The following is a 17,790-nucleotide window of genomic DNA, read 5'->3' as shown; positions in this document are numbered from 1 at the left end:
CCCTGGCGGGTTGCGCCGCCTAATGGAGTGTTTATGGCAGTCAAGGTCCTGGTGGTGGATGATTCCGGTTTCTTCCGCCGCCGCGTCTCGGAAATCCTCTCGGCGGACCCGACGATCCAGGTAGTGGGTACCGCGACCAATGGCAAGGAAGCAATCGACCAGGCGCTGGCGCTCAAGCCCGATGTCATCACCATGGACTACGAGATGCCCATGATGGATGGCATCACGGCGGTGCGGCACATCATGCAGCGCTGCCCGACGCCGGTACTGATGTTCTCTTCGCTGACCCACGAAGGTGCCCGGGTGACCCTGGACGCACTGGATGCCGGTGCGGTGGATTACCTGCCGAAGAACTTCGAGGACATCTCGCGCAACCCGGAGAAGGTCAAGCAACTGCTGTGCGAGAAGGTGCACACCCTGTCGCGCAGCAACCGCCGTTTCGGCAGCTACAGCCCCGCGCCAGCCGCCGCACCGGCCGCCGCGAGCAGCGCTGCGCCAACCAGCAGCTTCGCCAGCCCCGCACCGGTGCGCACTGCCGCGCCGGTGCGCGCGGCGGCAGCGCCAGCGGCACATGCCCCGGCACCCAAGCGCAAACCCTACAAACTGGTGGCCATCGGTACCTCCACGGGTGGCCCGGTGGCGCTGCAGCGGGTACTGACGCAACTGCCTGCCAACTTCCCGGCGCCGATCGTGCTGATCCAGCACATGCCGGCGGCCTTTACCAAGGCCTTTGCCGAGCGCCTGGACAAGCTGTGCAAGATCAGCGTGAAGGAAGCCGAGGACGGTGACGTGCTGCGCCCAGGCCTGGCGCTGCTGGCCCCAGGTGGCAAGCAGATGATGATCGATGGCCGCGGCACGGTGAAGATCCTGCCCGGCGACGAGCGCCTGAACTACAAGCCGTGCGTGGACATCACTTTCGGCTCGGCGGCCAAGTCGTACGGCGACAAGGTGCTGTCGGTGGTGCTGACCGGCATGGGCGCCGATGGTCGTGAAGGCGCGCGCCTGCTCAAGCAGGGTGGCAGTACCGTGTGGGCCCAGGATGAAGCCAGCTGCGTGATCTATGGCATGCCCATGGCCATCGTCAAGGCTAACCTGGCCGACGCGGTGTACAGCCTGGACGAGATCGGCAAGCACCTGGTCGAGGCCTGCGTCTGATGGATGTGCTAAGCCTGATTGGCCTGATTCTGGCGTTCGTCGCGATTGTCGGCGGCAACTTCCTCGAAGGCGGGCATGTCGGCGCGCTGATCAACGGCCCGGCGGGTTTGATCGTGTTGGGCGGTACCTTGGCGGCGGCCTTGCTGCAGTCGCCATTGCCGGCTTTCAAGCGGGCCTTGCAGATCCTGCGCTGGATCCTCTTTCCGCCCCGCGTCGACTTGGCCGGTGGTATCGATCGGGTGGTCAGCTGGAGCCTGACGGCGCGCAAGGAAGGCCTGCTGGGCCTGGAAGGGGTGGCCGATGCCGAGCCCGACCCGTATGCGCGCAAGGGCTTGCAACTGCTGGTCGACGGCGCCGAGCCAGAAGCCATCCGCAGCATCCTTGAAGTCGACTTCCTGACCCAGGAGGGCCGTGATATCCAGGCTGCCAAGGTGTTCGAGAGCATGGGCGGCTATGCGCCAACCATCGGCATCATCGGTGCGGTCATGGGCCTGATCCATGTCATGGGCAACCTGGCCGACCCGTCGCAGTTGGGTAACGGCATCGCCGTGGCGTTCGTCGCCACCATCTACGGTGTGGCCAGCGCCAACCTGATCCTGTTGCCGATCGCCAACAAGCTGAAGGCCATCGTCATGCGCCAGTCGCGCTACCGCGAGATGCTGCTCGAAGGCCTGTTGTCGATTGCCGAGGGTGAGAACCCGCGCTCGATCGAACTGAAGCTGCAAGGCTTCATGGAGTAACCCATGCGTCGCCGTCGTCATACCGAGGAACACGAGAATCACGAACGCTGGCTGGTGTCGTACGCCGACTTCATCACCTTGCTGTTCGCGTTTTTCGTGGTCATGTATTCGATTTCCTCGATCAACGAGGGCAAGTACAAGGTCATCTCGCAGGCCTTGATCGGGGTGTTCAACGACCCTGAACGGAGCATGAAGCCGATCCCGGTCGGGGATGAGCAACCCCTGAGCGTGCGCCCGGCCGAGCCTTTGGTGAGGGAAAGCGAGCAGACCGAGGCGGGTCTTGCGCAAACCAATGTCGACCCGCTGAAGACCATCAGTGACGATGTGCGCGACGCCTTTGGCGACCTGATCAAGACCGACCAGATGACCGTACGCGGCAATGAGCTGTGGATCGAAATCGAGCTCAACTCCTCGCTGCTGTTCGGCAGCGGCGATGCCATGCCTAGCGACAAGGCCTTCGCGATCATCGAGAAGGTGGCGAACATCCTCAAGCCGTTCGCCAACCCGGTGCATGTCGAAGGTTTTACCGACAACCTGCCGATTCGCACCGCGCAGTACCCGACCAACTGGGAGTTGTCGTCGGCACGGGCGGCCAGCATCGTCCGCTTGCTGGCCATGGAAGGGGTGAACCCGGCGCGCATGGCATCGGTGGGCTATGGCGAGTACCAGCCGGTCGCCAGCAACGACAGTGCCGAAGGCCGTGCCCGCAACCGCCGCGTGGTACTGGTGATTTCCCGTAACCTCGAAGTGCGCCGCAGCCTGACCGGCTCTGGCAGCGCCAATGCCACGCCAGATGCCGCGTTGCGCCGGGCTGGCACACAAAGTGCACCGGCTACGCCAGCAATGGCGGCGGGGCAGTAACTCGTCAATTCTCCGTCACCGAATACCATACCGTTCCCGGCAGGGCAGGCGGCCACACCGGGAGGAAGCAACGAACGATGAGAGTCTGGGCAGTAGCCAATCAAAAAGGTGGCGTCGGCAAGACCACCACGACCATCGCCCTGGCTGGGCTGCTGGCTGAGGCGGGCAAGCGCGTGGTCGTCGTCGACCTCGACCCGCACGGTTCGATGACCAGTTACTTCGGGCACAACCCCGATGCGCTGGAGCACAGCTGCTATGACCTGTTCCTGCACCAGGGCAGCGTGCCCGAGGGTTTGCCTGGGCAGTTGCTGTTGCCGACCAGTGATGAGCGTATCTCGCTGCTGCCTTCGAGCACCGCGCTGGCGGTGCTGGAGCGCCAGTCGCCGGGCAAGAACGGCCTGGGCCTGGTGATCGCCAAGAGTCTGGCGCAGCTGTGGCAGGACTTCGACTTCGCCTTGATCGACAGCCCACCCTTGCTTGGCGTGCTGATGGTCAATGCCCTGGCCGCGAGCCAGCAGCTGGTGATACCGGTACAGACCGAGTTCCTGGCGGTGAAAGGCCTGGAGCGCATGGTTGGGACCTTGGCCATGGTCAACCGTTCGCGTAAACAGGCCTTGCCTTACCAGATCGTGCCGACCCTGTTCGACCGCCGTACTCAGGCTTCCCTGGGCACGCTCAAACTGTTGCGCGACACCTATGAGCAGAATGTCTGGCAGGGTTACATCCCGGTCGATACCCGCTTGCGCGATGCCAGCCGCAAGGGCGTCACGCCGTCGCAGTTCGATGGCAAGAGCCGTGGCCTGATTGCCTACCGGGCGCTGCTCAAGCACTTGCTCACTTACAAAAACGCAGTGCAGGTGGCCTGATGACCCAGACTCGGCAAACCGGCACGCGGCCGCAGATGGCCCTGCAATCCTACCTCGATGGCCTGTTGCAGGAGGCCACTGAGGCCGACGATCTGATCGAGCCGGCGGCAGACGTCGCCGATGCGGTGCGCGTGGAACAGGCACCTGAAGCACGCCAGCCAGCGCAGCCCGCCGCTGTCGCGCAGCGGCCCTTTGCCGAGCCGCGGCTGAAGGTGTTGCCCAGCGTGCTGCCGGTGGAAGAACCGGTGGTCACGGTAGTCGAGAGCGAAGTGCTGGCCGAGGCCAGCATCCCGGTCCTGACCGAAGAACAGAGCGTGGAACCGGCAGTGCCGTTGGTGGATGTGCACCTGCCCGCGCCGAACCTGCCGGTGCCCCTGGCAAGCATCGACGGCCGCCCGGCCTGGGCGGCGGAGCCGTTCGAGTGCCTGCTGTTCGATGTCGCCGGCTTGACCCTGGCGGTGCCCTTGGTATGCCTGGGCTCGATTTACAACCTGGCCGGCCAGGAACTGACGCCGCTGTTCGGCCAACCTGACTGGTTTCTCGGCATCCTGACCTGCCAGGCCGGCAACCTCAAAGTCCTCGACACCGCGCGCTGGGTGATGCCCGACCGCTACCGTGACGACTTCCGCCAGGGCCTGCAGTATGTGATTTCCGTGCAGGGCTACGAATGGGGGCTGGCCGTGCACCAGGTCAGCCGCTCATTGCGCCTGGACCCGTCCGAGATCAAGTGGCGCAGCCAGCGTGGCCAACGCCCGTGGCTGGCCGGCACGGTGATCGAACACATGTGTGCCCTGCTCGACGTCGCCGAACTGGCCGAGCTAATCGCCAGTGGCGCGGTCAAGCAGATGCACGCCAAACACAAATGACACCGCACACACCGCCTATGGCGGACTTTAAGGGGTAGGGGAATGAAAAAGTCGTCTGCACAAGGTTCCGAAGATCCGATTCTGCAGTGGGTAACCTTCCGTCTGGACAACGAGTCCTACGGGATCAATGTCATGCAGGTGCAGGAAGTGCTGCGCTACACCGAGATCGCCCCGGTACCGGGCGCACCGAGCTATGTGCTGGGCATCATCAACCTGCGCGGCAATGTGGTGACAGTGATCGACACCCGCCAGCGTTTTGGCCTGATGCCGACCGAGGTGACCGACAACACCCGTATCGTCATCATCGAGGCGGACAAGCAAGTGGTCGGCATCCTGGTCGATAGCGTCGCCGAGGTGGTCTACCTGCGTCAGTCCGAGATCGAGACGGCGCCGAACGTGGGTAACGAAGAGTCGGCCAAGTTCATCCAGGGCGTGTGCAACAAGAACGGCGAACTGCTGATACTGGTCGAGCTGGACAAGATGATGACCGAGGAAGAGTGGTCCGAGCTTGAGAACATCTGAGTTGATCTTCGAGGTTGCTGTCATCTTCCTGGCGCTGCTGTGGGCGCTCAGCTTGTGGATGTTCCTCAACCACAGCAAGCGCCAGCGCGAGCTGGCCGCGCAACAGGCCGAGGGCGATGCTCTGCGCGATCAACGCATCAAAGACCTGAGCAAGCGCCTGGACGACTACCAGAACGGTACGGTGCGCATGGGTGAGGCCATCCATGACTTGCGCGAAACCCTGGCCACCCTGCCTGACCGGCTGGAACGCCTGGAGCAGCGCGACCCCAGCAGCGTCACCTTCAGCCAGGCGGCCAAGCTGGTCGGCATGGGCGCAAGTGTGTCGGAGCTGACCGAAACCTGCGGCCTGACCCGGGCCGAGGCGGAGTTGATGAGCAAGCTGCACCGCAGCGAGTAGTACGGCGCTGCACTGCCCCGGTGATTGGCCAGTTTACGGGCCTTGCCAACTGTGGGCGTGGCCCATCTCGGCTACCTGATCCAGCGGTACATGGTCACGGATGACCCGATGAAGCTCGCTCAACTCCAGGGTCGCATGGAGGTCGTACAGCGGCGATACCATCAGGGTGCAGAGCTCGCGCAGTTGCTTGAGCCAGGGCAGGCGCTCGTCGATTACATGGTTGAGCACGCCTGGGCCGGTCAACAGGTTGAGCCGCCTTGCATAGGCCTGGAAAGGTAGCGGCGCCAGGCGCGCGTCCGGCCGGCTGGCATAGAAGTCGGGCACCAGCTGGTAGCGGCGAAGGATTTCGTCCGAGATGGCACTCAGGTTTGGATTGCCTGGGTGGCTGCCGATCATGCTGCTGTTGAACTGGATGTACATGCCCAACTGGTCGTTGGAAACAGGCGGTGACAACAGCAGGCCATCCCTTGTGGTCTTGAGTTGGAGCCTGGCCAGCGGCGCGGTGCCATCCGCGCCGCTCGCCGCCAGCAAGCGGTCATCGGCATCCAGGTACAGGCCACCGTAGTGTTCGAGCAGTCGGTAGCGCAGGATGTCGCAGGCCGAGGCAAAGTTGCGCCCCTGACCCTGGTTGCCGTCAAGGGCGGCGCGATACTGTGGGTAGTAGGGCGACAGGGTGAAATTCTGGTAAAACTCTTGGTCTTCGAGGGGCATGAGCAGGGCGCTTTCACTCCGCGCGCGCAGGGTTTTCAGATTGTGCAGGTAGGCTGCGTTGTTTTGCCGCGACAGCAGGATCTGGAAGCGATAGCCGCTGCTGCGTATCACCTGTGCGTTATGCACCAGCGCCTCGAGGTATTCGCCCTGCAAGGGCTGGTCGCCCACCCAGATACTGCTGACTACCTTGGGCAGCGGCATGCGCTGCAGGCCGTTGTAAGGCTCGTAGTCGATCGGCAGCTCGATATTGATGCCCAAGGCGCGCAGCGTGGCCATGCGCTGGGGGTGGGTGGGTGTGGCCCTGCTCTGGCTTGATGACAGCACCAAAGCAGGGTCGCCTTCGGTGCCCAGCGCCCAGCGCGGCGGGCTGATCAACTTTGCATCCCGGGTGCGGATGAAGCAGTTGGTGGCGAATTCGTATTGAACCCATTCGTTGACCAGGCCTTGTCGGGTGCTGAGCCAGGCGGCGAAACGGTGCCGAAGGTTTTCCTCGATCGTGGTCACCACGGCTGCATGGGTCGACGCCAGTACCGACGGCTCGCGGAACGCCAGTTCAGCGGGCTCCAGTGCCGTTTGCTCCAGCAGCGGTGCCGCACCGACGCGGGCATTGAGCAAGGTGTCCAACAGTTGGGAACGGAAGAAGCCTGGGCGGGTCGTGCGAAATACCTCGGCGTACCTGACCGCCTGGCCAGTGCCGGTGGGTAGGGCATTGAACAGGCCGAACACCTGGTCTGTCACGCCTTGTGCCTTTGCCTCGAGGGTCTTGCCATTGATGGTGGCATCCAGGCCCAGGCTGAACTGCGCCAGGCCGCCAGCTACCAGCAGCGGGGCCAGTTCGGGCAGTACCACCATCAGGGGTAGCAGCAGGTTGGTGGCAAGGCTCAGGTAGTTGGCCCATTTGGCCTTGTTGACGGCATGGTTGCTGGTGATCTGGCTATCGGCATCGGCGTAGGCACGGCGCTTTTGCAGCAAGGTCAGGTGGGTGAACAGGTCGCCCTCCAGGGTGCTGTCGTACTTGTCGGGGCGAAAATCGATAATGTATTGCGGGTCCCAGAAACCACTGGTGGCAAAGCCTGGATGGTCATGGCTCAGGCGGTGCGCTTTGGGGTAAAGGCCCAGGCCTGCCAGTGCGGTGCGCAGGCCGCTGAATTCGAGGCCGTCCGGCCAGTCGGTACGGGCGAAACAGGCCATCAGTGCATCGCGTTTGGCGACGTCCTGGCATTGCCTGGCCAGCCAGCGCTTCATTGCCGAAGAGTCGGCGAACTCATGGAAAGGCGAAGCATTGCCAGGCAAGTACAGCACTACCAACGGCTGGCTGGCGTGACGGATCTGCACGATGCTAGTGGAAATGTAGCCGTAGATATTGAGCATGCTTAACCGCGCGTTGCTGCGGGCGATCAACTGCGCCGCCTCCCACAGCAGTTGGCGGCCAGGCCCGGACAGGCTGTTGAGCAACACCTGCTTGTTGCAGGCGGCGATGAAGGCAATCTTCAGGGCGCGCTGATAGTGCCCTTGTCGCTTGTCCCAATAGGTATCCAGGCGGGCCTTGAAACTGTTGTGAAAATGCAGGTTCCACAGAAAGCTCTGGAAATTCTCGGCGCGAATCGGCAGGCAGTTGTCCGGTGCGTAGCGGCTGGGTTGGGTGCGTCGGTAGAGGCCGTTGAAGACAAGGTAGGGCGCGGCATTGGACAACATACTCAGCGGTACCAGGCGGTCGACCAATATCACTTGACCAGCCGGTGGCAGCCCTGCCCAGTTGCCGTAATGGAAACCGCCATAACCGGCTGCGGTTTCACCTTGCCAGTTGGCCAGCAATGCCTCGACCAGGTTCATTCTTTGGGTAATGACGGCATTGTCCGCAGCGCCAGTGTGGCTGTCGGCGCGAGGCGCAGCCTGGTAGTGAAGGGTCACCACATCGATCAGTAGTGGCGAATCGGTGATGCCGTGTTGGCGCAGCCAACCGCTCAGCAGTTCCACGGCCAGGGTATCGGGGCGAGGGAAGTCCTGCAGTGCCTGACGCACCAGGCTGAGGTTGGAAAGGGGGATGGGGTGCATGCTGTGTTCCTGGGGGAATGAGAAGCGCAGGATGGCGATGGGTTGTGCGTGTGGGGGCTACATAGTGCTATGGCTGGCGTAGCGAGGCTGGCACCTCGCCTGGCAGGTGGTGGTAGCTGCTGCTGCGTTACTCGATGCTGTTGCCAAACGGCAGGCGAGCGGGGTTGGGGGTGATGTCCCGTTCGCCGGCCGGTACGTCGCTGAACCCAACGGGCACCTTGCCGCGCAACTGCCAGGCAAAGGCAATGATTTCGGCAATGGTCAGGTACAGCGCCTCGGGTATCTGCTCGCCCAGCTCCAGCCGTGCCAGCAGGCTTACCAGCTCGGCGTTTTCGTAGATCGGCACCTCGTGTTGGCGGGCAAGTTCAAGAATGGCTTCGGCCAGGGCATCGTCGCCCTTGGCGCTGAGCGTGGGGGCCTGTTGGCCGTCGTAGCTCAGGGCAATGGCCTGGCGCGGTGTTTTGCCACTCATGCGTTTTCGTCCACCCAGCGTTGTTCGACCCGCGTGCGGGGGCCTTGGGGTGGGGTGCCGGGGTGGCATTCCAGGTCGCCGACGTCCAGGCCCCTGGCCAGCAGGCGCTCGCGCAGGGTGCCGAGCTGGCTGTCGATCAGCCGCGCGGTCTGTTCCTGTTCTGCCCACAGTTGCCCGTTCAGGCGGCCCTGGCTCAGTTGTGCCTGCACTTGCAAAGGGCCAAGCGGAGCGAGGTCGAAGGCCAACTCGATACGCCACAGCGCTTGTAGCGGGTCATGCTCTTGGTGCTGGCGGTCAGCTTGCTGTTGCGGCGTTTCTTCGCGTTGCAGCTTGACCTGCAGCGGGATGAACTCCTGGCCATGGCGGATCGGCACTTCAGTCTGCCAAGTGGTCTGCAGGTTGCCGTTTTCAAGGTTGCCGCTCTGCTGCAGGCTGCTCATGGCATGGCTCTGCAGGCGTGAAACGGCCGCCGCGGCCAGGCGCAGCAACTGTTGCAGGTCGCCTTCGTCTTCCATGGCCTTGAGTAGCCGCGAAGGCAGCGGAAACGCCCCTGGCTGTGGTTTCGGGCTGACCCGGTCGAGCATGCCCAGGGCGCCACGGGCGAGGGCCGGCAGGGTCAGGGCCAAGGTGCTTGGCATCAGGGCCGGTGCACCGGGCGCGGTGACCGAGGCCTGGGTGATCAACCTGAGCAGGTGGGCCTTGAGATCAGTGGCCACGCTGGCGGGGAAGCCACCCAGCAGCTTCGCTTCGAGGAAGGTACCGCTGTTGCTCAGGGCCTGGGCGACGGCTTTGGCATCGCCGAGCTGGCGCACGTCCGGCAGCCCGGCCAGCAAACGCTCGGCACTGCTGCGCAGGCTACCGTCGGCGCCGGGGTCGCGGGCGACCCGCTGCAATGCACTGAGCAGGCCGGTTAACGAGGCCTGGCGATTTTGCTGGGTGAGCAGTTGCTGGGCGATGCTGAGCTGGTCTTGCCGGCCGCTGAGCGGCACGAATTGCAGCGACTGGTCGCCTTGCACCCGCGCGCTGAGCAGGCTGCCTACGGGCAGCGGGCGCGGGCTGTCGATGGTCAGGGTGGCACCGGCCTGCGCGCTGTTGAGCAGGCTCACCAGTGCCCGGTAACCGGCTGTCTGGCCCGGCGCTTGTAGGATGGGCTGGTTGGTCAGGACCTTGCCTTGCAGCAGGGTACCGACCGGCACCTTGGCCGTGTCCAGGCGGGTGAGGGTGGCGATGTTGCTGGCGCTGGCCTGTTGCAGCATGATCGCCAGGCGATTGCCCTCGGTCTGGCTGACGGTGACTTGGCTACCGGGGGGTAACGGCTGGCTGGCGCTGGCCTGCAATTGGGTCTGGGCGCCGTTGGCCTGGATCAGCCGCAGCACGACCTGGAACTCCCGGCCCAGCTGGCGTAGCGACACGACCTCGGCTTGCGCCGTTTCGCCAGGGGCGAGCAAGCCGGGCTGTGCTTGGGTCAGGCGCAGCAGTTCGCCGGTCATGCCCGCCTTGATGGCCTGGGCGCTGATCGCGGTTTGTGCGCCGAGACTATTGATTTCAGTCATGATTGTATACAACCTGTCGAACCCGCCTCTTGGCAGCGAGGCCGTGCATGTAATAATGCCGCCCGCCCGCCACTGCCAGTATAACGGCAGCGAGGGGGGCGACTTGAGCCGTAAACTGGATAAGGCGAAACCGTGACCCTTCATCTCCAAGCCGCAGGCCTGGCCTGCGAGCGCGACTGGCGCCTGCTGTTCGAGCAGCTCGATTTCGAGCTGCGGCCCGGCGACATGCTGCAGATCAGCGGCCCCAACGGCAGCGGCAAGACCAGCTTGCTGCGCCTGTTGGCTGGGTTGATGCAGCCGACCGCCGGGCAGATCCTGCTGGGCGGCAAGCCGTTGGCCGAGCAGCGCCATGCCTTGGCCAGCATCCTGCTGTGGATCGGCCACGCTGCGGGCATCAAAGACCTGCTCACTGCCGAGGAGAACCTCACCTGGCTCTGTGCCCTGCACCAGCCCGCCAGCGCCGAGCGCATCTGGGCGGCGCTGGCGGCAGTCGGCCTGAGCGGCTTCGAAGACGTGCCGTGCCATACCTTGTCGGCCGGCCAGCAGCGCCGTGTAGCCCTGGCCCGGCTGTACCTGGACAGCCCGCCCTTGTGGATTCTCGACGAACCGTTCACCGCCCTCGACAAGCAAGGTGTGGCGCAGCTAGAAGCGCACTTGGCGGCGCATTGCGAGCAGGGTGGCACGGTGGTGCTGACCACCCACCACAGCCTTGAACGCAAGCCGTCGGGCTACCGTGAACTGAACCTGGGGCAATGGGCAGCATGAGCGTATTCATCCTGTTGCTGCGCCGCGAAGCGCGTCTGTTGTTCCGCCGCCCCGCAGAACTGGCCAACCCGCTGGTGTTCTTCGCCATCGTCGTTGCCCTGTTCCCGCTGGCAGTCGGCCCTGAAAGCCAATTGTTGCAAACCTTGTCACCTGGCCTGGTGTGGGTCGCGGCCTTGCTGGCCGTGCTGTTATCGCTGGACGGCCTGTTCCGCAGCGATTTCGAGGATGGCTCGCTGGAGCAATGGGTGCTGTCGCCGCATCCACTGGCGTTGCTGGTGCTGGCCAAGGTGCTGGCGCACTGGATCTTTTCCGGCCTGGCGCTGGTATTGTTGGCGCCACTGCTGGCGCTGATGCTGGGGTTGCCGAGCCATTGCCTGCCGGTGCTGCTCGCCTCCTTGCTGCTGGGTACGCCGGTACTGAGCCTGTTGGGTGCAGTGGGTGCGGCGCTGACGGTCGGTCTCAAACGTGGTGGGTTGCTGCTGGCGTTGCTGATTCTGCCGTTGTATATCCCTGTATTGATCCTGGGCAGTGGTGCGTTGCAGGCGGCGTTGCAGAATATGCCCGCCACTGGCCACCTGCTCTGGCTTGCCAGCCTCACGGCCCTGGCGGTGACACTGGCACCCTTTGCGATAGCGGCCGGCCTGAAGATCAGCGTCGGCGAATAACGAGTCCTGGGCTCTCAAGCCCGGCTAATACCCTGGATGTACCCTGATGAAAATGAGTTGGACGTGGTTCCACAAACTCGGTTCTCCCAAATGGTTCTATGCCATCAGCGGCCGCATGCTGCCATGGCTGACGGTCTGCGCCATCGTGCTGTTGCTGGTGGGCGTCACCTGGGGCCTGGCGTTCGCGCCCCAGGATTACCAACAGGGCAATAGTTTCCGCATCATCTACATCCATGTACCGGCGGCGATGCTGGCGCAATCGTGCTACGTGCTGCTGGCGGTGGCCGGGGTGGTGGGGCTGGTGTGGAAGATGAAACTGGCCGACGTCGCCCTGCAATGCGCCGCGCCCATCGGCGCCTGGATGACCGCCGTGGCGCTGGTCACCGGCGCCATCTGGGGCAAGCCGACCTGGGGTAGCTGGTGGGTGTGGGATGCGCGACTGACGTCGATGCTGATCTTGCTGTTCTTGTACTTCGGCATTATTGCGCTGGGCCAGGCAATCAGTAATCGTGACAGCGCGGCCAAGGCCTGCGCGGTGCTGGCCATCGTCGGGGTGATCAACATACCGATCATCAAGTACTCGGTGGAGTGGTGGAACACCCTCCACCAGGGCGCCACCTTCACCCTCACCGAAAAGCCTGCGATGCCCGCCGAGATGTGGCTGCCGCTGCTGTGCACGGCACTGGGCTTCTACTGCTTCTTCGGCGTGGTGCTGTTGTTGCGCATGCGCCTTGAGGTGCTCAAGCGCGAGGCACGCGCCAGTTGGGTCAAGGAGGAAGTGTTGAACAGCCTGGGGCGGAGGGCCGCGCAATGAGTTTCGCCTCGTTCGGTGATTTCCTCGCCATGGGCCACCACGGCCTGTACGTGTGGACGGCCTATGGCATTTGCCTGGCGGTATTGGCGCTGAACGTCGCCACCCCACTGCTGGCCCGCCGTCGCTACCTGCAAGATGAGGCGCGCCGCTTGCGCCGGGAGAACAACCAGTGAATCCGCAGCGCAAGAAACGCCTTTTGCTCATCGCCGGCCTGCTGGTCGGTGTCGGGGTTGCCGTCGGCTTTGCCCTGAGCGCATTGCAGCAGAACATCAACCTGTTCTACACGCCGACTCAGATCGCCAATGGCGAAGCCCCCCTGGATACCCGTATTCGGGCTGGCGGCATGGTCGAAAAAGGTTCGGTGCAGCGCTCGGCTGACTCGCTCGACGTGCGCTTCGTGGTCACTGACTTCAACAAGTCGGTGCCGATCACCTACCGCGGCATCCTCCCCGACCTGTTCCGTGAAGGGCAGGGCATCGTTGCCCTGGGCAAGCTCAATGGTGAAGGTGTGGTGGTGGCCGATGAAGTGCTGGCCAAGCACGACGAGAAGTACATGCCGCCCGAGGTTACCAAGGCCCTGAAGGAAAGCGGCCAGGCCGCCGCGGGCGCGGAGGCCAAGCCATGAACGCGGCGCTGGTGATTCCCGAACTCGGCCAGTTGGCGATGATCCTGGCCATCTGTTTTGCCGCCGTGCAGGCCAGCGTGCCGCTGCTCGGCGCGTGGCGCGGTGACAGCCTGTGGATGAGCCTGGCGCGGCCGGCGGCCTGGGGGCAATTTGCCTTCCTCAGCTTTGCCTTCGCCTGCCTCACCCATGCCTTCATGACCGACAACTTCTCGGTCGCCTATGTGGCCAGCAACTCCAACAGCGCCTTGCCCTGGTACTTCAAGTTCAGTGCCGTGTGGGGCGCGCACGAGGGCTCGCTGCTGCTCTGGGCGTTGATCCTGGGGGGCTGGACCTTCGCCGTGTCGGTGTTCTCGCGCCAGCTGCCGCAAGTGATGCTGGCCCGTGTGCTGGCGGTGATGGGCATGATCAGCGTGGGCTTCCTGAGCTTCCTGATCATCACCTCCAACCCCTTCCAGCGCCTGCTGCCGCAAGTGCCGACCGACGGTCGTGACCTCAATCCGCTGCTGCAGGACATCGGCCTGATCGTCCACCCGCCGATGCTGTACATGGGCTATGTCGGTTTTTCGGTGGCCTTCGCCTTCGCCATCGCCGCCTTGCTCGGCGGGCGCCTTGATGCGGCCTGGGCGCGCTGGTCGCGGCCGTGGACCATCGTCGCCTGGGCCTTCCTCGGTGTGGGCATCACCCTGGGCTCATGGTGGGCTTACTACGAGCTGGGCTGGGGTGGCTGGTGGTTCTGGGACCCGGTGGAAAACGCCTCGTTCATGCCTTGGCTGGTGGGCACGGCATTGATCCACTCGCTGGCGGTGACCGAGAAACGCGGGGTGTTCAAGAGCTGGACCGTACTGCTGGCTATCGCAGCCTTCTCGTTGAGCCTGTTGGGCACCTTCCTGGTGCGTTCCGGGGTGCTGACCTCGGTGCACGCGTTCGCCGCCGACCCGTCACGCGGCGTGTTCATCCTTATCTTCCTGCTGTTTGTGGTGGGCGGCTCGCTGACCCTGTTCGCCCTGCGCGCGCCGGTGGTCAAGAGCCAGGTCGGCTTTGCCCTGTGGTCGCGCGAGACGCTGTTGCTGGCCAACAACCTGGTGCTGGTGGTGGCGGCGTCGATGATTCTGCTCGGCACCCTGTACCCGCTGGTGCTCGATGCCCTGACCGGGGCCAAGCTGTCGGTCGGCCCGCCGTACTTCGATGCGTTGTTCCTGCCGCTGATGGCACTGTTGATGGTCGTGCTCGGCTTCGGTGTGGTGGTGCGCTGGAAGGACACCCCCGGCAAGTGGCTGGCGAACATGATGACCCCGGTGCTGATCGGCAGTGCGGTACTGGCCCCGGTCGCCGGTTTTATCGTCGACGACTTCGACTGGCCTACGCTGACCGCCTTTGCCCTCGCGGCCTGGGTGGTGCTCAGCGGGCTGCGTGATGTGCTCGAAAAAACCCGTCACAAGGGCCTGGCCAGGGGCATGCGCGGCCTCACCCGCAGCTACTGGGGCATGCAGCTGGCGCACTTTGGCCTGGCAGTGTGCGCACTGGGCGTGGTGCTGTCGAGCAACAACAGTGCCGAGCGCGACCTGCGCATGGCGCCGGGCGAAAGTGTCGAGCTGGGTGGTTATCACTTCCTGTTCCAGGGCGCCAAGCACTTCGAGGGGCCGAACTTCATCTCCGACAAAGGCACCGTGGTGGTGTCCCGCGATGGCCGTGAAGTGACCACGCTGCACCCCGAGAAGCGGCTGTACACCGTGCAGCAGTCGATGATGACCGAAGCCGGCATCGACGCAGGTTTCACCCGCGACCTGTACGTCGCCCTGGGCGAGCCGCTGGAAAACGGTGCCTGGGCGGTGCGCGTGCATATCAAGCCATACGTCCGCTGGATCTGGCTGGGCGGTCTGCTGACCGGCCTGGGCGGGTTGCTGGCGGCCCTCGACCGGCGTTACCGCGTCAAGGTCAAGACCCGGGTGCGTGATGTCCTGGGCGTGTCTGGAGCAGCTGCATGAAGCGTTGGATCATGGTGGTGCCACTGGCGGTGTTTCTGCTGGTGGCGGTTTTCCTCTACAAGGGGCTGTTCCTCAAGCCCGACGAGCTGCCCTCGGCGATGATCGGCAAGCCCTTCCCGGCATTTGCCCTGGCCTCGGTGCAGGGCGACCGCAACCTGACCCAGGCCGACCTGCTGGGCCGCCCGGCGTTGGTCAATGTGTGGGGCACCTGGTGCCCGTCGTGCAAGGTCGAGCACCCGTACCTGAACCAGCTGGCCGAGCAAGGCGTGGTGATTCATGGGGTCAACTACAAGGACGACAATGGTGCCGCGTTGAAGTGGTTGGCCGAATACCACAACCCGTACCAGCTGGACATCCGCGACGAGCAGGGCACCCTGGGCCTGGACCTGGGCGTGTACGGCGCGCCGGAAACCTTCCTGATCGACGCCAAGGGCATCATCCGCTACAAGCACGTGGGTATCGTCGATGCCAGCGTCTGGCGCGAACAGCTGGCGCCGCTGTACCAGGGCCTGGTCGATGAGGCCAAGCCATGAGGCGGGGGCTGGCAGCCGTGGTGCTGGGGTTGGCCCTTGGCCTGGGCCTGGCCGGTGTGGCCAGGGCGGCCATCGATACCTACCAGTTCCGCGACGACGCCGAACGTGAGCGTTACCAGCAACTGACCAAGGAACTGCGCTGCCCCAAGTGCCAGAACCAGGACATTGCCGATTCCAACGCGCCTATTGCCGCCGACCTGCGCCGCGAGATCTTCCGCATGCTGGGCGAAGGCAAGAACAACGCGCAGATCGTCGACTTCATGGTCGACCGCTACGGCGATTTCGTGCGGTACAAGCCGGCGCTCAGCGCGCGTACCTGGCTGTTGTGGTTCGGCCCGGGGGTCTTGCTGGCCGGCGGCTTCGTGGTGCTGGCGGTGATTGTGCGTCGCCGCCGCGCCACGGTGGCCCACGGTGCCAATGAGCTGTCCGTCGAAGAACGCGAGCGTCTCGCCAAACTGCTGGAAAAAGAACAGACCCATGATTGAATTCTGGCTTAGCGCGGGCCTCCTGCTGCTCGCTGCCCTCAGCTTTCTGCTGATCCCGATCCTGCGTGGCCGTCGCCGTCAGCAAGAGGAAGACCGCACCGCCCTGAACGTTGCCCTGTACCAGGAACGCGTTGCCGAACTGGCGGCCCAGCAGGCCGCTGGCGTGCTCGACGAGGCGCAACTGGCCAAGGGCCGTGACGAGGCGGCCCGCGAGCTGCTGGCCGACACCGAAGGCAGCGAGCCCCCACGCCAGGGCCATCTGGGCAAAACCCTGCCGCTGTTGGCGGCGGTGCTGGTGCCACTGATGGCATTGGGGCTGTACCTGCATTTTGGCGCGGCCGACAAGGTTGAGCTGACCCAGGAGTTTGCCCAGGCGCCGAAGACCATGGAGGAGATGACCACACGCCTTGAACGGGTCGTGAAGGCCCAGCCAGATTCGGCCGAGGCCCTGTATTTCCTGGGCCGTGCCTACATGGCCGAGCAGCGTCCCGCCGATGCGGCGCGTACGTTCGAGCGTGCGGTGGCCTTGGCCGGGCGCCAGCCCGAGTTGCTCGGGCAGTGGGCCCAGGCGCAGTACTTCGCTGCCGACAAGCAATGGAACCCGCAGCTGCAGGCACTGACCGACGAAGCCCTCAAGGCCGACCCCAACGAAGTGACCAGCCTGGGGCTGCGCGGTATTGCCGCGTTCGAGGGGGAGCGCTACCAGGAAGCCATCGACTACTGGAAGCGCCTGCTGGCGCAACTGCCCGAAGGCGATGCATCGCGTGCCGCCTTGCAGGGGGGTATCGACCGTGCTGCCGAGCGCCTGGGAAGTGAGCCTGGCCCGGCCGTGGCGCCGGTGGTTGCCCGCCTGACGGTGCGGGTGGAGCTGGCTGCGGCGCTCAAGGACAAGGTCAAGCCTGACGACACGGTGTTCATCTTCGCCCGTGCCAGTAACGGCCCGCCGATGCCGCTGGCGGCCAAGCGGGTGACCGTGGCGCAGTTGCCGATCGAGGTGGAGTTGTCCGATGCCGACGCGATGATGCCGCAGATGAAACTGTCGGACTTTACCGAAGTCCAACTGGTTGCCCGTGTCTCGCGTGCCGGCCAACCGACCCACGGCGAGTGGATCGGCCAGGGTTCGCCATTGGCCACTGCCACCCAGGCCACGCAGCACCTCACCATCGACAGCCCTGACCCGTAAGAGAGCATTGCCATGCACAGCACCGTCCGCCTGACCCTGATCACCCTTGCCCTGGGTTTGTCCGCGTGTACGGTGCATGAGCCTTACGAGCAGCCGGCGCCGCCGATCGAGCGGGTGCCGCCGCACCAGGGGCCGGTGGTCAAGCCGCTGCCGGGCGGGCAGCCTTCGACCTCGCCAAGCAAACCTGCGGCCACCCCCAAGCCGATGCCACGCACCTCTGCCAGCTTCGCCCCGCCGCCAGGGGGTGCCAGCCACTGGGACCCGAAACTGGGCGTATACGTGCTGGAGAAAAAGCCCAACACCTTCTATCGCCAGCGCACCTATTACCGCTACGACGGCGGCTGGAGCTGGTCGCTGAGCCCGGATGGCCCATGGCAGGGCACCGACAGCAGCGGTGTGCCAGGTGGCCTCGGGCGTGCCTTCGCCCAATAGGCATCAGAGATGCCCTCCCGGTACAGTACAGTTGCCTGCTCAATTACCGATTGACTGTACCGACCGCTGACTCCGCATAATGCCCCTTCGATCAGACGCGGAGGT

General features: G+C 64.4%; 20 protein-coding genes. 17 read left to right on the top strand and 3 right to left on the bottom strand.

What is annotated here, in order from left to right; genetic code table 11:
* The first annotated feature begins 33 nt into the window (after nt 1-33).
* The 7 genes from CKW22_RS02800 (at nt 34) to CKW22_RS02770 (ending at nt 5,407) form a co-directional block, all read left to right on the top strand.
* Nucleotides 34-1,155, top strand: coding sequence for a chemotaxis response regulator protein-glutamate methylesterase (locus CKW22_RS02800; RefSeq protein WP_033699445.1), 1,122 nt, complete (start codon nt 34-36; stop codon nt 1,153-1,155).
* Nucleotides 1,155-1,895 carry a flagellar motor protein gene (locus CKW22_RS02795; RefSeq protein WP_033699443.1) on the top strand — a complete coding sequence of 247 codons (741 nt, stop codon included), beginning with the start codon at nt 1,155-1,157 and terminating at the stop codon, nt 1,893-1,895. The genes CKW22_RS02800 and CKW22_RS02795 overlap by 1 nt, the downstream gene beginning before the upstream one ends.
* 3 nt (nt 1,896-1,898) lie before the next feature.
* Nucleotides 1,899-2,756: a flagellar motor protein MotD gene (gene motD, locus CKW22_RS02790; protein ID WP_033699441.1), complete on the top strand. Its 858-nt coding sequence runs from the start codon at nt 1,899-1,901 to the stop codon at nt 2,754-2,756.
* Between the two features lie 77 nt (nt 2,757-2,833).
* Nucleotides 2,834-3,622, top strand: a complete 789-nt coding sequence (locus tag CKW22_RS02785) for a ParA family protein (RefSeq protein WP_033699440.1) — start codon at nt 2,834-2,836, stop codon at nt 3,620-3,622.
* Nucleotides 3,622-4,488 carry a CheW domain-containing protein gene (locus CKW22_RS02780; RefSeq protein ID WP_095063720.1) on the top strand — a complete coding sequence of 289 codons (867 nt, stop codon included), beginning with the start codon at nt 3,622-3,624 and terminating at the stop codon, nt 4,486-4,488. The genes CKW22_RS02785 and CKW22_RS02780 overlap by 1 nt, the downstream gene beginning before the upstream one ends.
* 42 nt (nt 4,489-4,530) lie before the next feature.
* On the top strand, nt 4,531-5,010 hold the full coding sequence (locus CKW22_RS02775) for a chemotaxis protein CheW (protein ID WP_003254393.1): 480 nt from the start codon (nt 4,531-4,533) through the stop codon (nt 5,008-5,010).
* 1 nt (nt 5,011) lies between these two features.
* On the top strand, nt 5,012-5,407 hold the full coding sequence (locus tag CKW22_RS02770; RefSeq protein ID WP_033699438.1) for a DUF2802 domain-containing protein: 396 nt from the start codon (nt 5,012-5,014) through the stop codon (nt 5,405-5,407).
* A 33-nt stretch (nt 5,408-5,440) separates the two neighbouring features.
* Here CKW22_RS02770 and CKW22_RS02765 read toward each other — a convergent pair whose 3' ends face one another.
* The 3 genes from CKW22_RS02765 to CKW22_RS02755 form a co-directional block, all read right to left on the bottom strand.
* Nucleotides 5,441-8,173: a dermonecrotic toxin domain-containing protein gene (locus CKW22_RS02765; protein ID WP_095063719.1), complete on the bottom strand. Its 2,733-nt coding sequence runs from the start codon at nt 8,171-8,173 to the stop codon at nt 5,441-5,443.
* A gap of 127 nt (nt 8,174-8,300) precedes the next feature.
* Nucleotides 8,301-8,645 (bottom strand): EscU/YscU/HrcU family type III secretion system export apparatus switch protein, encoded by a 345-nt coding sequence (locus tag CKW22_RS02760; protein ID WP_033699435.1) that lies wholly within the window; start codon nt 8,643-8,645, stop codon nt 8,301-8,303.
* Nucleotides 8,642-10,198: a flagellar hook-length control protein FliK gene (locus tag CKW22_RS02755; RefSeq protein ID WP_095063718.1), complete on the bottom strand. Its 1,557-nt coding sequence runs from the start codon at nt 10,196-10,198 to the stop codon at nt 8,642-8,644. The genes CKW22_RS02760 and CKW22_RS02755 overlap by 4 nt, the downstream gene beginning before the upstream one ends.
* 132 nt (nt 10,199-10,330) lie before the next feature.
* Between CKW22_RS02755 and ccmA the strand changes: the two genes are divergently transcribed.
* From ccmA to CKW22_RS02705, 10 genes are read left to right on the top strand one after another with little or no spacing between them, the layout of a single operon-like run.
* Complete coding sequence (gene ccmA, locus CKW22_RS02750; RefSeq protein ID WP_033699433.1) at nt 10,331-10,963, top strand: cytochrome c biogenesis heme-transporting ATPase CcmA; 633 nt, start codon at nt 10,331-10,333, stop codon at nt 10,961-10,963.
* Nucleotides 10,960-11,628: a heme exporter protein CcmB gene (ccmB, locus tag CKW22_RS02745; protein ID WP_027592998.1), complete on the top strand. Its 669-nt coding sequence runs from the start codon at nt 10,960-10,962 to the stop codon at nt 11,626-11,628. The genes ccmA and ccmB overlap by 4 nt, the downstream gene beginning before the upstream one ends.
* A 46-nt stretch (nt 11,629-11,674) precedes the next feature.
* Nucleotides 11,675-12,442 carry a heme ABC transporter permease gene (locus tag CKW22_RS02740; protein WP_033699432.1) on the top strand — a complete coding sequence of 256 codons (768 nt, stop codon included), beginning with the start codon at nt 11,675-11,677 and terminating at the stop codon, nt 12,440-12,442.
* Nucleotides 12,439-12,615 (top strand): heme exporter protein CcmD, encoded by a 177-nt coding sequence (gene ccmD / locus CKW22_RS02735; protein ID WP_033699430.1) that lies wholly within the window; start codon nt 12,439-12,441, stop codon nt 12,613-12,615. The genes CKW22_RS02740 and ccmD overlap by 4 nt, the downstream gene beginning before the upstream one ends.
* On the top strand, nt 12,612-13,067 hold the full coding sequence (gene ccmE, locus CKW22_RS02730) for a cytochrome c maturation protein CcmE (RefSeq protein WP_047583656.1): 456 nt from the start codon (nt 12,612-12,614) through the stop codon (nt 13,065-13,067). The genes ccmD and ccmE overlap by 4 nt, the downstream gene beginning before the upstream one ends.
* An 11-nt stretch (nt 13,068-13,078) precedes the next feature.
* Nucleotides 13,079-15,052: a heme lyase CcmF/NrfE family subunit gene (locus tag CKW22_RS02725; protein WP_177326510.1), complete on the top strand. Its 1,974-nt coding sequence runs from the start codon at nt 13,079-13,081 to the stop codon at nt 15,050-15,052.
* Nucleotides 15,049-15,585, top strand: coding sequence for a DsbE family thiol:disulfide interchange protein (locus CKW22_RS02720; RefSeq protein ID WP_095063717.1), 537 nt, complete (start codon nt 15,049-15,051; stop codon nt 15,583-15,585). The genes CKW22_RS02725 and CKW22_RS02720 overlap by 4 nt, the downstream gene beginning before the upstream one ends.
* Nucleotides 15,582-16,070: a cytochrome c-type biogenesis protein gene (locus CKW22_RS02715; protein WP_033699425.1), complete on the top strand. Its 489-nt coding sequence runs from the start codon at nt 15,582-15,584 to the stop codon at nt 16,068-16,070. The genes CKW22_RS02720 and CKW22_RS02715 overlap by 4 nt, the downstream gene beginning before the upstream one ends.
* The gene (ccmI, locus tag CKW22_RS02710) at nt 16,063-17,253 is read left to right on the top strand and encodes a c-type cytochrome biogenesis protein CcmI (protein ID WP_047583655.1); all 1,191 of its coding nucleotides are present in this window, start codon (nt 16,063-16,065) and stop codon (nt 17,251-17,253) included. The genes CKW22_RS02715 and ccmI overlap by 8 nt, the downstream gene beginning before the upstream one ends.
* A gap of 12 nt (nt 17,254-17,265) precedes the next feature.
* A complete protein-coding gene (locus CKW22_RS02705; protein WP_033699422.1) occupies nt 17,266-17,685 on the top strand; it encodes a hypothetical protein in 420 nt (139 codons plus the stop codon).
* Nucleotides 17,686-17,790 lie beyond the last annotated feature (105 nt).

The organism is Pseudomonas sp. Irchel s3f19 (assembly GCF_900187555.1).
Taxonomy (GTDB): Bacteria; Pseudomonadota; Gammaproteobacteria; order Pseudomonadales; family Pseudomonadaceae; genus Aquipseudomonas; species Aquipseudomonas capeferrum.
This window is presented reverse-complemented; position numbering and strand designations above follow the sequence as displayed.

What these genes read in the sequence shown, in the direction of transcription:
- motD (WP_033699441.1), top strand. Translation starts at nt 1,899, where the DNA reads ATGCGTCGCCGTCGTCATACCGAGGAACACGAGAATCACGAACGCTGG.
- ccmI (WP_047583655.1), top strand. Translation starts at nt 16,063, where the DNA reads ATGATTGAATTCTGGCTTAGCGCGGGCCTCCTGCTGCTCGCTGCCCTC.
- CKW22_RS02775 (WP_003254393.1), top strand. Translation starts at nt 4,531, where the DNA reads ATGAAAAAGTCGTCTGCACAAGGTTCCGAAGATCCGATTCTGCAGTGG.
- CKW22_RS02720 (WP_095063717.1), top strand. Translation starts at nt 15,049, where the DNA reads ATGAAGCGTTGGATCATGGTGGTGCCACTGGCGGTGTTTCTGCTGGTG.
- ccmD (WP_033699430.1), top strand. Translation starts at nt 12,439, where the DNA reads ATGAGTTTCGCCTCGTTCGGTGATTTCCTCGCCATGGGCCACCACGGC.
- CKW22_RS02760 (WP_033699435.1), bottom strand. Translation starts at nt 8,645, where the DNA reads ATGAGTGGCAAAACACCGCGCCAGGCCATTGCCCTGAGCTACGACGGC.
- CKW22_RS02755 (WP_095063718.1), bottom strand. Translation starts at nt 10,198, where the DNA reads ATGACTGAAATCAATAGTCTCGGCGCACAAACCGCGATCAGCGCCCAG.
- CKW22_RS02765 (WP_095063719.1), bottom strand. Translation starts at nt 8,173, where the DNA reads ATGCACCCCATCCCCCTTTCCAACCTCAGCCTGGTGCGTCAGGCACTG.
- CKW22_RS02785 (WP_033699440.1), top strand. Translation starts at nt 2,834, where the DNA reads ATGAGAGTCTGGGCAGTAGCCAATCAAAAAGGTGGCGTCGGCAAGACC.
- ccmB (WP_027592998.1), top strand. Translation starts at nt 10,960, where the DNA reads ATGAGCGTATTCATCCTGTTGCTGCGCCGCGAAGCGCGTCTGTTGTTC.
- CKW22_RS02740 (WP_033699432.1), top strand. Translation starts at nt 11,675, where the DNA reads ATGAAAATGAGTTGGACGTGGTTCCACAAACTCGGTTCTCCCAAATGG.
- CKW22_RS02795 (WP_033699443.1), top strand. Translation starts at nt 1,155, where the DNA reads ATGGATGTGCTAAGCCTGATTGGCCTGATTCTGGCGTTCGTCGCGATT.
- CKW22_RS02800 (WP_033699445.1), top strand. Translation starts at nt 34, where the DNA reads ATGGCAGTCAAGGTCCTGGTGGTGGATGATTCCGGTTTCTTCCGCCGC.
- CKW22_RS02705 (WP_033699422.1), top strand. Translation starts at nt 17,266, where the DNA reads ATGCACAGCACCGTCCGCCTGACCCTGATCACCCTTGCCCTGGGTTTG.
- CKW22_RS02780 (WP_095063720.1), top strand. Translation starts at nt 3,622, where the DNA reads ATGACCCAGACTCGGCAAACCGGCACGCGGCCGCAGATGGCCCTGCAA.
- CKW22_RS02715 (WP_033699425.1), top strand. Translation starts at nt 15,582, where the DNA reads ATGAGGCGGGGGCTGGCAGCCGTGGTGCTGGGGTTGGCCCTTGGCCTG.